Origin of the sequence: Pseudomonas sp. SCPG-7 (assembly GCF_002156405.1) — a bacterium.
GTDB classification, from domain to species: domain Bacteria; phylum Pseudomonadota; class Gammaproteobacteria; order Pseudomonadales; family Pseudomonadaceae; genus Aquipseudomonas; species Aquipseudomonas parakoreensis.
Genome location: NZ_MVOO01000002.1, coordinates 419,831 through 433,545, shown reverse-complemented (window position 1 = coordinate 433,545; position 13,715 = coordinate 419,831). Strand labels below are relative to the sequence as shown.

Below are 13,715 nucleotides of genomic sequence, written 5' to 3'. Positions count from 1 at the left end.
CGCGACGGCAGGAGCCGGTCGCGGCGCGGGTATTTCAGCGATTGAAACGGGGTTTACTGGATCTGCCCGTGGCAATGCTTGAATTTCTTGCCCGAACCGCAGTAGCACAGTTCGTTGCGACCCAGCTTCTGCTCGTTGCGAACCGGCGCGGTGGCGAGGGCTACATCGACCTCTTCACCTAACACTTCCGGCTGCTCCAGACCAGGGGCCTCGGCGTGTTCGAACTGCATGCGCGCGGCCAGTGCTTCGGCTTCCTCACGCAGGCGTTGTTCTTCGGCTTCCGGATCTTCGCGGCGCACCTGAACGTGCGACAGCACACGGATTGAGTCGCGCTTGATCGAATCCAGCAGCTCGGAGAACAGCGTGAACGACTCGCGCTTGTATTCCTGCTTCGGGTTCTTCTGGGCGTAGCCACGCAGGTGGATGCCGTGACGCAGGTGATCCATGGTCGACAGGTGGTCTTTCCACAGATCGTCCAGAACGCGCAGAACGATTTGTTTCTCGAACGAGCGCAGTGCTTCGGCACCGGCCTGATCTTCTTTCTCGTTGTACGCTGCCATCAGCTCGACCATCAGCTTCTCGCGCAGGGTCTCTTCGTACAGGTGATCGTCTTCGTCGAGCCATTGCTGGATCGGCAGTTTCACCCCGAAGTCGCTGGCAATCGACGCTTCCAGACCGGCCACGTCCCACTGCTCTGGCAGCGATTGCGGTGGAATGTGCGCGCTGACGGTGGCGTTGAGCACGTCCTGACGGAAATCGGCGATGGTTTCACCGATGTTGTCGGCGGCCAGCAACGTGTTACGCATGTGATAGATCACCTTACGCTGTTCGTTGTTGACGTCGTCGAACTCGAGCAGTTGCTTGCGGATGTCGAAGTTGCGACCTTCCACCTTGCGCTGCGCCTTTTCGATCGCGTTGGTCACCATGCGGTGCTCGATCGCTTCGCCCGGCTGCATGCCCAGGGCTTTCATGAAGTTCTTCACCCGGTCAGAGGCGAAGATGCGCATCAGGCTGTCTTCCAGCGACAGGTAGAAGCGGCTGGAACCGGCATCGCCCTGACGGCCGGCACGGCCACGCAGCTGGTTGTCGATACGACGGGATTCGTGACGCTCGGAGGCGATCACCTGCAGACCGCCGGACTCCAGCACTTGCTGGTGACGTTTCTGCCAGTCGGCCTTGATCTGGGCGATCTGCTCAGGACTCGGGTTTTCCAGCGCCGCGACTTCCACTTCCCAGTTGCCGCCCAACAGGATGTCGGTACCACGACCGGCCATGTTGGTGGCGATGGTCAGGGCGCCCGGACGACCGGCTTGCGCGATGATCTCGGCTTCTTTTTCGTGGAACTTGGCGTTCAGTACCTTGTGCTCGATACCTTCCTTGTTGAGCAGGCTGGACACGTGCTCGGAGGTTTCGATGGTCGCGGTACCCACCAGGATCGGACGGCCCTGGGCCATGCCTTCCTTGATGTCGTTGATGATCGCCGCGTATTTCTCTTCGGCGGTCAGGAACACCAGGTCGTTGTAGTCTTTACGCGCCAACGGCTTGTTCGGCGGAATCACCATGACCTGCAGGCCGTAGATCTGGTGGAATTCGAACGCTTCGGTGTCAGCGGTACCGGTCATGCCGGACAGCTTGGTGTACAGACGGAAGTAGTTCTGGAACGTGGTCGAGGCCAGGGTCTGGCTCTCGGCCTGGATGTTCAGACCCTCCTTGGCTTCGATGGCCTGGTGCAGGCCTTCGGACAGACGACGACCCGGCATGGTACGACCGGTGTGTTCGTCGACCAGTACGACCTGACCGTCCTGCACGATGTATTCGACGTTGCGGTGGAACAGCTTGTGCGCACGCAGACCCGAATAAACGTGGGTCAGCAGGCCCAGGTTATGCGCCGAGTACAGGCTCTCGCCTTCGGCTAGCAGGCCGACGCCGGTGAGCATTTCTTCGATGTACTGGTGACCGGCTTCATTGAGTTCGACCTGACGGGTCTTCTCGTCGATGGTGTAGTGACCGGCCTTGGTGACCTGGCCTTCGACTTCTTCGACATGCAGTTCCAGCTGCGGGATCAGTTTGTTGATCTCCATGTACAGCTTGGAACTGTCCTCGGCCTGACCGGAAATGATCAGCGGGGTACGGGCTTCGTCGATGAGGATGGAGTCGACTTCGTCGATCACGGCAAAATTGAGTTCGCGCTGGAATTTCTCTTCCATGCTGAACGCCATGTTGTCGCGCAGGTAGTCGAAACCGAATTCATTGTTGGTGCCGTAGGTGATGTCGGCAGCGTAGGCGGCGCGCTTCTCTTCCGGCGGCTGAAACGGCGTCACGACGCCGACGGTCAGGCCGAGGAATTCATACAGCGGGCGCATCCAGTTGGCGTCGCGGCGGGCCAGGTAGTCGTTCACGGTCACAACGTGCACGCCCTTGCCGGACAGCGCGTTGAGGTAAACGCCCAGGGTGGCCACGAGGGTTTTACCCTCGCCGGTACGCATCTCGGCAATCATGCCTTCATGCAAGGTCATGCCGCCGATCAACTGGACGTCGAAGTGGCGCATGCCCATGACGCGCTTGCCGGCTTCACGGGCGACCGCGAAGGCTTCAGGCAACAGCTTGTCGAGGGATTCCCCTTTGGCGATACGGGCCTTGAACTCATTGGTCTTGGCGCGCAATTGATCGTCCGAAAGGGCCACCATTTGCTCTTCGAAGGCATTGACGAGCTGCACCGTCTTGAGCATGCGTTTGACTTCACGCTCGTTCTTGCTTCCAAAAAGTTTCTTTAACAAAGGCGCAAACATATCGGCAGGATCTTCCACACTAAAGGGATGGAGGGCGGCCCCGTGAGTCGCCCGTGCAGCCCTCATGGCCGCATGCGAACGAGCATTCTACCCGGAAACGGTGGTGAGGAAAGTGGCGATATTCCACGATGCTGGCACTGCGCTTTGACGGGGCTCACTTAAAATAAGGGCGTTTTGCTCAACTTCAACCCATCAAGGCAAGAAGTTAGTTGTTGATTTAATGGGTAAAGCAGGGACAAAAGCAATGGGCGAGTGGTTCCGTTGCTTTCTGCTACCATGGCGCTTCTGTTACTTCAGGTGTTCGATCATGGCATTTCGCCCTCTCACAGCCAGAGCGCCCGCCGTTCTGCTACGCGAAGCCAAGCCGCTTAAAGCCATTCTCGGCCATGCCCAACGACTCGCTCATCTGCAACGCCTGCTTGAAAGCCAGCTGCAACCGGCCGCCCGCACACATTGCCATGTGGCCAAGTGGCGTGAAGGCCAATTGACGCTGGTGGTGACCGACGGGCACTGGGCGACGCGCCTGCGTTACCAGCAAAAACGCCTGCAACGCCAACTGCAGCTGTTCGAAGAATTCGCCAACCTGACGCGCATCCTGTTCCGCGTGCAACCGCCACTGGTCCAGCATCGGCCAGGCGGACACTCAATGGATCTGTCGACGGATGCAGCGCAGACGATTCAATCAACGGCCGACGGGATCAGCGATCCAGGTCTGCGTGCAGCGCTTGAGCGTCTGGCGGCGCACGCTAAAGACAAAAGCTGAAGGCAAGATCAAAGGATCGCAGCCTGCGGCAGCTCCTACATTGGGAATGCGTTCCCCTGCAGGAGCTGCCGAAGGCTGCGATCTTTGCTTTTAGCGGCGTTTGCTGCCGCCGAGCAACGAGCCCATCAGCCCTCTCACCAGTTGTTTGCCGAGATTGTTGGCCGCCTGACGCATCGCTGACTTCAGCGCCTGCCCCGCCGCCGTCCCCAGGAATTCCCCGGCACGGTCGGCCAGGCTCGGTTCTTCAGGCGCGGCCTTACCGGTCGGCACTTCTGCCTCCGGCGCCAGATCCTTGCGGCCCATCAGGATTTCATACGCCGATTCACGATCGATCGGCTTGTCATATCGGCCCTTGAATGGTGACCCGGCGATCAGCATCGTGCGTTCGGTCTCGCTCAGTGGCCCGATCCGCGACTGCGGCGGCGCCACCAGCACCCGCTGGACCATTTCCGGCGTGCCCTTTTCCTGCAGCGTCCCGACCAGTGCTTCGCCGATGCCCAGTTCGGTCAATACCGACAACGTATCGAACGCCGGATTCGGCCGGAAGCCATCGGCCACCGCGCGCAGGGATTTCTGTTCCTTGGCGGTAAACGCGCGCAAACCGTGCTGGATGCGCAGGCCAAGCTGCGCCAGCACGTTATCCGGCAAATCCCCCGGCGACTGGGTGACGAAATACACGCCGACACCTTTCGAGCGGATCAGCCGCACCACCTGCTCCAGACGTTCCTGCAACGCCTTTGGCGTATCGCCGAACAACAAATGCGCTTCATCGAAGAACAGCGCCAGCAGCGGTTTGTCGGCGTCGCCGCGCTCCGGCAATTGCTCGAATAGCTCGGCCAGCAGCCACAACAGGAACGTCGCGTAGACCTTCGGCGCCTCGTGTACCAGACGGCTGGCATCAAGCAAATGAATCCGCCCACGGCCATCGGCGGACGGTTGCAGAATGTCTTCGAGTTGCAGCGCCGGTTCGCCGAACAAGGCTTCAGCGCCCTGCTGCTCCAGGGTCGCCAGCCGGCGCAACAGTGCCTGGCTGGAACCGGTGGTCATCAGCGCGGCGTCTTCGCCCAACAGTTGCGGGTTGTCCTTGAGGTGGTTGAGCAGCGCTTTGAGGTCTTTCAGGTCCAGCAACAACAGTCCCTCACGGTCCGCCACTTTAAATGCCGCGTACAGCGCCGCCTGCTGGCTGTCGGTCAGTTCCAGCAGGCTGCCGATCAGCAGCGGGCCCATTTCACTCAAGGTAGTGCGCAACGGATGACCGGATTCGCCGTGAATGTCCCACAGCGTTACCGGATAGGCCTGCGGCTTGTGGTCGAGCCACGGCATCCCGGCGATGCGCTCGGCGACCTTGCCCTGCGGATTGCCGGCAGCGCCCAGGCCGCACAGGTCGCCCTTGATGTCGGCGGCGAACACCGCGACCCCGGCGTCACTGAACGCTTCGGCAAGACGTTGCAAAGTCACGGTCTTGCCGGTCCCGGTCGCACCGGCGATCAGCCCGTGGCGGTTGGCCAGGCGCATGGCCTGAGCAATCGGTTGCCCCGCCAGATCGGCGCCGATAACGAGTTGCGATGTGTCAGGCATTTTGTCACCTATGGTTAATCTTTAATCCGCTGTGGCCGATAGCTAAGGGCGAGAACCTGACTGAAAAGTCGGTCGGACATTTCCCTAAGGAGAGCCGGAAATATCAGTTTTTTTCACCCTTGCCCATATTGCGCGTCTTCATAAAAGCACGCCCAGGACATTAAGACCTTAGCGGAACCCCAAGCCATGAACAAAAACCTGCGCTTCAGCCATAAAATTTTGCTTGCCGCCGCCCTCATCGTCATCGCCGCTTTCGCCTCGTTCACGCTGTACAACGACTGGCTGCAACGCAACGCGATCCGCGATGACCTGAACAACTATCTCAACGAGATGGGCGAAGTCACCGCCGATAACATCCAGACCTGGCTCAACGGGCGCATTCTGCTGGTCGAGAACGCCGCCCAGAATATTGCCATCAATCCGGAGCCGGCCAACGTCGCCAGCCTGCTGGAACAGAAATCCCTGACCTCGACGTTCATGGCCACTTACCTGGGCGATGCCACCGGTCACTTCACCATCCGTCCGGACGTGAAGATGCCGGACGGCTTCGATCCACGGGTGCGCCCCTGGTATAAAGGGGCCGAGAGCAGCAGCGCCTCGACCCTGACCGAACCGTACATCGACGCCGCCACCGGACAGTTGATCATCTCCATCGCCACCGCCTCGAAAAAAGCCGGTCAGAGCGTCGGCGTGGTGGGCGGCGACCTGAGTCTGCAAACCCTGGTCGACACCCTCACCGCCCGGGACTTCTCCGGCATGGGCTACGCGTTCCTGGTCAGCGCCGACGGCAAGATCCTCGTGCACCCGGACAAGGCGCTGGTGATGAAGTCACTGAAAGAAGCCTATCCGCAGGACACCCCGCGCATCAGCAGCGACTTCAGTGAAATCACCGTCGACGGCAAGACGCGCATCGTCAGCTTCACCCCGATCAAAGGTCTGCCATCGGTGAACTGGTATATCGGTCTGTCGGTGGACAAGGACAAAGCCTTCTCGATGCTCAGCGAGTTCCGCACCTCGGCGGTGATTGCCACCGTGATTGCGGTGGTGATCATCATTGCGCTGCTGGGCATGCTGATTCGCCTGCTGATTCAGCCGCTGCACGTCATGACCCGCGCCATGGAAGACATCGCCGATGGCGAGGGCGACCTGACCAAGCGCCTGACTATCGTCAACAACGATGAATTCGGCGTGCTGGGTACCGCATTCAACCGCTTCGTCGAGCGTATCCACGGCTCGATCCGCGAAGTGTCGTCGGCCACCGGCCAGGTCAACGAGGTCGCGCTGCGCGTGGTCGCCGCGTCCAACTCGTCGATGTACAACTCCGACCAGCAAGCCTCGCGCACCAGCAGTGTCGCCGCCGCGATCAATCAACTGGGCGCTGCCGCCCAGGAAATCGCGCGCAATGCCGCACAAGCCTCGAACCAGGCCAGCGACGCCCGCGGCCTCGCCGAAGACGGCCAGCAAGTGGTGGATCGCAGCATCAAGGCGATGAACCAACTGTCGAGCATGCTCAGCGCCTCCAGCACCAATATCGAGTCGCTGAACAGCAAAACCGTGAACATCGGGCAGATCCTCGAAGTGATCACCAGCATCTCCCAGCAAACCAACCTGCTGGCCCTCAACGCCGCCATCGAAGCGGCGCGTGCCGGTGAGGCCGGACGTGGTTTTGCCGTGGTCGCCGACGAAGTGCGCAACCTGGCGCACCGCACTCAGGAATCGGCGCAGCAGGTGCAGACCATGATCGAGGAGCTGCAAGTCGGCGCCCGTGAATCGGTGAGTACCATGAGCGACAGCCAGCGCCACAGCCAGGACAGCGTGGAAATCGCCAATCTTGCCGGCGAACGCCTGAACAGCGTGACCCAGCGCATCGGCGAGATCGACGGGATGAACCAGTCGGTGGCCACCGCGACCGAAGAGCAGACGGCGGTGGTCGAGTCGATCAACGTCGACATCACCGAGATCAATACATTGAACCAGGAAGGCGTCGAAAACCTGCAGGCGACCTTGCGCGCCTGTTCGGATCTGGAGCAGCAGGCTTCGCGGCTGCAGCAGTTGGTCGGCAGTTTCCGCATCTAAGGCGCTGCCACTGGCCTCTTCGCGAGCAGGCTCGCTCCCACATTGTATCTGTGTCGTTTGCAGATCCCTGTGGGAGCGAGCTTGCTCGCGAAGGCATCCAGTCAAACACCACAACACCTCGCAAAAACCCCTCCGCGTATTCCCGACCGAACATCTATTCTGGATAAAGGTCAACCAAGGGAGAGCAGCACAGCGGAGGGCTCGTCATTGTGCACATCGCCGATATCACCATGTTCTACGCCCCGGCTAGCGGCGGCGTACGCACGTACCTGGACGCCAAGCATCGACGATTGGGCGTCAAACCGGGCATTCGCCACAGCCTGTTGATCCCCGGTGCGCACTTCGGTGAACACGACGGCGTCTACACAGTGCCCGCACCCGCCCTGCCCTTCGGCAAAGGTTATCGCTTCCCCGTGCGTCTTGCGCCGTGGCGCAATGTCCTGCAGGACTTGCAACCGGATCTGATCGAAGTCGGCGACCCGTACCTGACTGCCTGGGCGGCGCTCGACGCGCGGCGTCAACTGGATGTACCGGTGATCGGCTTTTATCACTCGGACCTGCCGTTGCTGGTGAGTAACCGAATGGGCCATTGGCTCACGCCGAATGTCGAGGCTTACGTCAGCAAACTGTACGGCAACTTCGACCGGGTGCTGGCGCCGAGTCAGGTGATGGCCGACAAGCTCCGGGGCCTGGGGGTGCGCAACGTGTTCGTGCAGCCGCTGGGGGTGGATCTGCAAACTTTCCATCCTGGCGCCCGCGACAAGGGTTTGCGCGCCGAACTGGGAATTGCCGAAGACACCCGTCTGCTGATCTTTGCCGGACGCGGCTCCAAAGAGAAGAACCTGCCGGTGCTGCTCCAATGCATGCAACGCCTCGGCCCGCGCTATCACCTGTTGCTGGTCGGTTCATCGATGCCCGCCGTGGTGCCGGACAATGTCAGCGTGATCGACGGGTTCTGTCCTGCCGCCACCGTGGCGCGATTAATGGCCAGCGCCGACGCCCTGATCCATGCCGGCGATCAGGAAACCTTCGGTTTGGTGATCCTCGAAGCCATGGCCTCCGGGATTCCGGTAGTCGCCGTGGCGGCCGGTGCGTTTGAAGAAATCATCGCCGAAGACTGCGGCTTGCTCTGTGCACCGAACAACCCGCAAGCCATGGCCAATGCGGTGCGCGAGCTGTTCAGTCGCGGCTGCCTGAAACTCGGCCGACAAGCGCGACAACATGTCGAACGGCGTTATTCCTGGGACAGCGTGGTCGACAGTCTGCTCGGTCATTACCACGCGGTGCTCGGTCACTCGCGGCAAAGAGTGGCCAATGGCTGATTCCTTGAATGACCGCGCAGTGCTGCTGGTGCTGCACGACGTGGCGCCGTCGACGTGGACGGATTATCGGCCATTTGTCGAGGCGGTCGACGCAATGGGTGGCGTGCCGATGACCTGGCTGGTCGTTCCGGATTTCCATGGTCACGATGCGCTTGAGGATCATCCCGCGTTCTGCCGAATGCTCGGCGAGCGGCTTGTCCGTGGCGATGAACTGGCCTTGCACGGCTATTACCATGACGACCGCGAGCCAGCCCCGACCACGCCCCGCGACTGGTTTATGCGCCGCATCTACACCCACGAGGGTGAGTTTTATCGCCTGTCCCGGGAAGCGGCGCAGGCTCGCCTGCGCCACGGCATCGAACTGTTCCGGCGCAATGGCTGGCCGTTGCACGGCTTCGTCGCCCCGGCCTGGCTGATGAGCGAGGGCACCCGCCAGGCCCTTCGTGAAACGCCATTGAGCTACACCAGCGACCCGCAACATCTTTATCAACTGCCGGATTTCACCGCCATCAACGCCCCGGGTCTGGTCTGGAGCGCGCGCAGTGCCTGGCGCCGGGGTTTGTCAAAAATCGTCAGCGAACAGCGCCAACAGCACTGGCGCGACGCCGCGGTGATTCGTCTAGGCTTGCATCCGGTAGACATGCGCCACGCCTTCGCGCGTGATTACTGGCTGCAAACCCTTGAACGGCTGCTGGCAGAAGGACGCACGCCCATGAGCAAAATCGACTGGCTCACCGATCACCGCGAGCGAATGGAGCACGCTGCATGAGTCGCGGCATTGTGTTGTTGATCGGCCTGCTCGCCGCTGTACTGATCCCGGTGCTGCTCGGCGGCGGCGAGATCGGCGCGCGGTTGCAGAACTTTCCGCTGCACTGGCTGCTGATCATGTTCGGCATGATTCTGCTCTGCTGGGGCATCAACACCCTGCGCCTGCGCCTGCTGCTGGGCGATCAGCGGGATCGGGTCACGCCGCTGAAAAGCCTCGGTGTGGTGATGGCCGCGGAGTTCGCCTACTGCGCCACGCCCGGCGGCAGTGGCGGGCCGCTGACGATCATGGCCTTGCTGGCGCGCAGCGGCGTGCGCCCGGCCCGAGGCAGTGCGGTGTTTGCCATGGATCAGTTGAGCGATCTGCTGTTCTTTCTCTGCGCCCTGAGCGGGATTCTGATTTACGCGTTGTTCCAGCACCTCAGTGATCGTCTGGAGTGGCTGCTGATGGTCAGCGCCGTGTCACTGTTCGGTGGGTTGTTCAGTTGCGTGCTGCTGGCGCGCTACCACCGTCGACTGCTTCTTCTGAGCGGACGCCTGCTCGCCCGCCTCAATGTGCAACCGGCCACGCGCCGGCGCTGGGCACGCAAGCTGCTGCATTTTCTCGATGCGTTTATCGACACACTCAAGTTGCCGTGGCAGACGCTGACCAAGGTTTTCGCCCTGACCTGCATGCACTGGCTGCTGCGTTACAGCGTGCTGTATCTGGCCCTGCGCGGACTCGGCGCGGACCTGCAGTGGGCCTGGAGTTTTCTGGTGCAGATGCTGTCGCTGGGAGCTGGTCAAATGAGCCTGTTGCCCGGTGGCGCGGGGGCGGCGGAACTGACTTCGGCGGCGCTGCTGGCACCGATGGTCGGCAAATCCACCGCGGCGGCAGCGATTCTGATCTGGCGGGTGGTGACGTTCTATTTCTATCTGGTGGTGGGCGGCCCGGTGTTTCTGTTGATGCTCGGGCGGCCGCTGCTCAAGAAGCTGCTGAAGTTCAGGCAGGCTTCTTAGGTTCGTCCGTCTCCTTCATCTGCTCCCACAACTCGGCGGCGCCGGGAAACTCGGTGCCGTCTTCCGGGCTCAGGTCATCCGGGTCAAAACGGCTCAGACAACCTTCGCCCAATGTGGCTGGCGCTTTCGAAGTGGCTTTGTCCAGTGGGTCGCTCACGGGCAGTTCCTCAAGGGGCTGAAACGAAAAAAGGGCCTGGGACGATTGAACGCCCAGGCCCTTCTTTATTCAAGCACGCGTGGGGTAGATCAGAACACCACGGTCTTGTTGCCGTGCACCAGCACGCGGTCTTCGAGGTGATAACGCAGGCCACGGGCCAACACCATCTTCTCGACGTCACGGCCGAAACGCACCATGTCTTCGATGCTGTCGCTGTGGCTGACGCGCACCACGTCCTGCTCGATGATCGGACCGGCGTCCAGCTCTTCGGTCACGTAGTGGCAAGTCGCGCCGATCAGCTTCACGCCGCGCAACGACGCCTGATGGTACGGCTTGGCACCGACGAACGACGGCAGGAAGCTGTGGTGAATGTTGATCACCTTGTGCGCGTATTCGCGGCACAGCGCCGGCGGCAGGATCTGCATGTAGCGCGCCAGCACCACCACTTCGGCGTCGTGCTGTTTGACCAGACGCGAGACTTCGGCGAACGCTGGCTCCTTGTCCTGCGGATTGACCGGGACATGGTAATAAGGAATGCCGTGCCACTCGACCATGCTGCGCAGGTCATTGTGGTTGGAAATCACGCAGGAGATTTCGCAATCGAGCTCGTCGCTGTGCCAGCGGTGCAGCAAGTCGGCCAGGCAGTGGGATTCGCGGCTGGCCATCAGCACCACGCGTTTCTTCTGCTCGGTATCAGTGATTCGCCAGTCCATCGAGAACTCTTCGGCAATCGGCGCAAACTTCTCGCGCAGCACTTCGATACCGAACGGCAGCGAATCGGCGCGGATCTCGTGACGCATGAAGAACCAGCCGTTCTGATTATCCGAGTGATGGCTCGCTTCGGTGATCCAGCCGTTGTGGGATGCCAGAAAGTTACTGACTTTGGCAACGATGCCAACGCGGTCAGGGCAGGAAATCACCAACCGAAAGGTGCGCATGAGGGGGAAACTCCAGAACTTCGCAAAGGCGGCCATTCTAGCGACTGTGCGCGGAAACTGCAGTATTGATCAGCACTCGCCCCGAGAAGGCGCGATTCATGGCGCCTGAGCGCACTGTACGACAAAGCGATGATGTGCTCGTGAAGCTGTTCGGCCAGATAATTGTGAATATTCGTGATGACTGCATCACATTATTTAGATGACCATTCAATTTACCGGTTATTTCACGTAACTAATTCAAATAAAAAAACCGCTTAAATGTTTACTTGATGAAACAGCCTGACTATTATTGCCGCACTGTCCCCTGCCATTCAACACATCCGCATAAGGTAGTTACCATGTCCTTGATCAACGAATATCGCGCCACCGAAGAAGCTATCAAAGAGCTGCAAGCCCGTTTGAAGAATCTGTCGCAAGACGACAAATTGCAAGCCGAGCTGGAATTCGAAGGCAAACTGCGCACCCTGATGGGCGAATACTCCAAGTCCCTGCGCGACATCATCGCCCTGCTGGATCCGGAATCGAAAACCAAAGGCACCCGTGGCGTCGCAGTCAAAACTACTGGCACCAAGCGCGCACGCAAAGTTAAACAATACAAAAACCCGCACAACGGCGAAGTCATCGAAACCAAAGGTGGCAACCACAAGACGCTGAAAGAGTGGAAAGCCAAGTGGGGCGGTGACGTGGTTGAAGGCTGGGCTACCCTGCTGGGCTAAGCCGCAACGCCGGTCGCCGATAGCCTCTGCGACCCATGAAAAACGCCAGCATACGCTGGCGTTTTTTTATGCGTGATGTTTCATCGACGCACTATGTTCGATTTCAAAGATTCAAACGTTTGCGCAATGCCTGGACATAATTCTGCCACTCATTGAGCACTTGATTCTGCATCGGCGTAGCACTAAGCGCCCATTGCTGCGCGGCTTCGGCAAAAGATTGCAGGGTATTAGGTGCGCCCATGTGCGGCTCGGACAAACGCTGCTGACAGAATATTCTCCAGCGCTCTTGCTCGGCAAAACTCAACGTATCGGGAAAGTTGCGTGCGCGATATCGAAAGAGTAATTCCGGTAGACGTTCATCATCGAACGGCCAGTGCTCTTGCGCTAATTGCGCCGGATCCGCTGTCCTCACTTGCTCGCACAGGCGCCGATCGCGATCACCGATAAATCCATCGTACAACTGCTGTTCCGGATCTTCATTCGGGGTGAAATCTTCGCTGGCATAAATTGCCGTTACTTTATCTTTCCAAACTTGTTGTGCGTCACTTAGCCGCAGCGCACGCGCCTGATACAGCGCCATGTCCAGGTCCAGGCGCTGCTGATCTGCGGCACGCAATACCGACAACGGCGCCACCACCGGACAACGGTTGATGTGAATCAGTTTGAGCGGCACCGGCAGTTCCCCCTCGGCGAGGTCGTCGCGACGGGTGTACAGGCGCTGACGCAGCGTTTCGGCGTCCAGATCGAGCAGACCTTGCGGGTCAAGGTGCAAGTCACAGACGATCAGGGCATTGCGATTGCGCGGATGCCAGGCCAATGGCAATACCACACCAACATAGTGGCGCGCCGCCGAAAAGCGCCCGGAGATGTGCACCAGCGGCTGCAACAGGCGAATCTGATCCATGACTTTCTGTTTGCTGCGCAGTTGGAACAGCCACTCATACAACTTCGGCTGTTTCTCGCGGATCAACCGCGCCAGGGCGATGGTGGCACGTACGTCCGACAGCGCTTCGTGAGCATGCCCATGGTCGATGTTGTTGGCGACCGTCAGGCGTTCGAGCTTGAGGGTGACCTTGCCTTCGTCATCGGTCGGCCAGACCAGACCGTCGGGGCGCAATGCATACGCGGCGCGCACCACATCGATCAGGTCCCAACGACTGTTGCCGCCCTGCCATTCACGGGCATACGGGTCGAAGAAATTGCGATAGAGGCTGTAGCGGGTCATCTCGTCGTCGAAACGCAGGGTGTTGTAACCCGCACCGCAAGTTCCGGGTGCCGCCAGTTGCGCATGCACCCGAGTCATGAAGTCGGCTTCGCTCAAACCCTGTTCGGCGAGACGGCTCGGGGTGATACCGGTAATGGCGCACGCCGCCGGGTGCGGCAGGATGTCTTCGCTGGGCTGGCAGTAGAGGTTGACCGGTTCGTCGATTTCATTGAGATCGTGGTCGGTGCGAATCCCGGCGACCTGCAGCGGACGGTCATTGCGCGGATTGATGCCGGTGGTTTCGTAGTCGTACCAGAAGATTGAAGTCACGGGCGGTTCCTGAACTTGAGATCGGCAAAGTCTAGGCGTTCAACCGCCATTGCGGCCAGCGCCGTGTCATTCGGCCAG

The 13,715-nt window shown here is 60.2% G+C and carries 11 protein-coding genes and 1 pseudogene; 7 read left to right on the top strand and 5 right to left on the bottom strand.

All coding sequences use genetic code 11. The annotated features are described in order from the left end of the window. Positions 1-53: 53 nt before the first annotated feature. Positions 54-2,789 carry a preprotein translocase subunit SecA gene (secA, locus tag B1722_RS06215; protein WP_041068523.1) on the bottom strand — a complete coding sequence of 912 codons (2,736 nt, stop codon included), beginning with the start codon at positions 2,787-2,789 and terminating at the stop codon, positions 54-56. Positions 2,790-3,096: 307 nt separating this feature from the next. Here secA and B1722_RS06210 point away from each other — a divergent pair, with 307 nt between their 5' ends. Then, a complete protein-coding gene (locus B1722_RS06210; protein ID WP_041068521.1) occupies positions 3,097-3,552 on the top strand; it encodes a DUF721 domain-containing protein in 456 nt (151 codons plus the stop codon). A 90-nt stretch (positions 3,553-3,642) separates the two neighbouring features. Here the strand turns inward: B1722_RS06210 and B1722_RS06205 are convergent, their stop codons facing one another. Continuing rightward, positions 3,643-5,130 (bottom strand): helicase HerA-like domain-containing protein, encoded by a 1,488-nt coding sequence (locus tag B1722_RS06205; protein WP_086791859.1) that lies wholly within the window; start codon positions 5,128-5,130, stop codon positions 3,643-3,645. A 186-nt stretch (positions 5,131-5,316) separates the two neighbouring features. On the opposite strand from B1722_RS06205, the pseudogene B1722_RS30060 reads away from it, so the two are divergent. From B1722_RS30060 to B1722_RS06185, 5 genes and pseudogenes are all read left to right on the top strand, one after another. Continuing rightward, positions 5,317-6,348, top strand: a pseudogene (locus B1722_RS30060) (cache domain-containing protein); the annotation flags it as partial. Between the two features lie 93 nt (positions 6,349-6,441). Next, positions 6,442-7,206, top strand: a complete 765-nt coding sequence (locus B1722_RS30055) for a methyl-accepting chemotaxis protein (protein ID WP_371260380.1) — start codon at positions 6,442-6,444, stop codon at positions 7,204-7,206. A gap of 230 nt (positions 7,207-7,436) precedes the next feature. Beyond that, on the top strand, positions 7,437-8,528 hold the full coding sequence (locus B1722_RS06195) for a glycosyltransferase family 1 protein (RefSeq protein ID WP_176393371.1): 1,092 nt from the start codon (positions 7,437-7,439) through the stop codon (positions 8,526-8,528). Then, complete coding sequence (locus tag B1722_RS06190) at positions 8,521-9,297, top strand: DUF2334 domain-containing protein (RefSeq protein ID WP_086791855.1); 777 nt, start codon at positions 8,521-8,523, stop codon at positions 9,295-9,297. Before B1722_RS06195 ends, B1722_RS06190 begins: the two co-directional genes overlap by 8 nt. Further along, entirely contained in the window at positions 9,294-10,292 is a 999-nt protein-coding gene (locus tag B1722_RS06185) for a lysylphosphatidylglycerol synthase transmembrane domain-containing protein (RefSeq protein WP_041068512.1), read from the top strand. Before B1722_RS06190 ends, B1722_RS06185 begins: the two co-directional genes overlap by 4 nt. Here the strand turns inward: B1722_RS06185 and B1722_RS29555 are convergent. Both B1722_RS29555 and purU read right to left on the bottom strand, forming a co-directional pair. Beyond that, positions 10,276-10,449 carry a hypothetical protein gene (locus B1722_RS29555; RefSeq protein WP_174376823.1) on the bottom strand — a complete coding sequence of 58 codons (174 nt, stop codon included), beginning with the start codon at positions 10,447-10,449 and terminating at the stop codon, positions 10,276-10,278. The genes B1722_RS06185 and B1722_RS29555 overlap by 17 nt on opposite strands. A gap of 89 nt (positions 10,450-10,538) precedes the next feature. After that, on the bottom strand, positions 10,539-11,387 hold the full coding sequence (gene purU, locus B1722_RS06180) for a formyltetrahydrofolate deformylase (protein WP_003227580.1): 849 nt from the start codon (positions 11,385-11,387) through the stop codon (positions 10,539-10,541). A 338-nt stretch (positions 11,388-11,725) separates the two neighbouring features. Between purU and mvaT the strand changes: the two genes are divergently transcribed. Continuing rightward, positions 11,726-12,103, top strand: coding sequence for a histone-like nucleoid-structuring protein MvaT (gene mvaT, locus B1722_RS06175; RefSeq protein ID WP_041068510.1), 378 nt, complete (start codon positions 11,726-11,728; stop codon positions 12,101-12,103). 103 nt (positions 12,104-12,206) lie between these two features. Here mvaT and sbcB read toward each other — a convergent pair whose 3' ends face one another. Next, on the bottom strand, positions 12,207-13,637 hold the full coding sequence (sbcB, locus tag B1722_RS06170; protein WP_041068508.1) for an exodeoxyribonuclease I: 1,431 nt from the start codon (positions 13,635-13,637) through the stop codon (positions 12,207-12,209). Positions 13,638-13,715 lie beyond the last annotated feature (78 nt).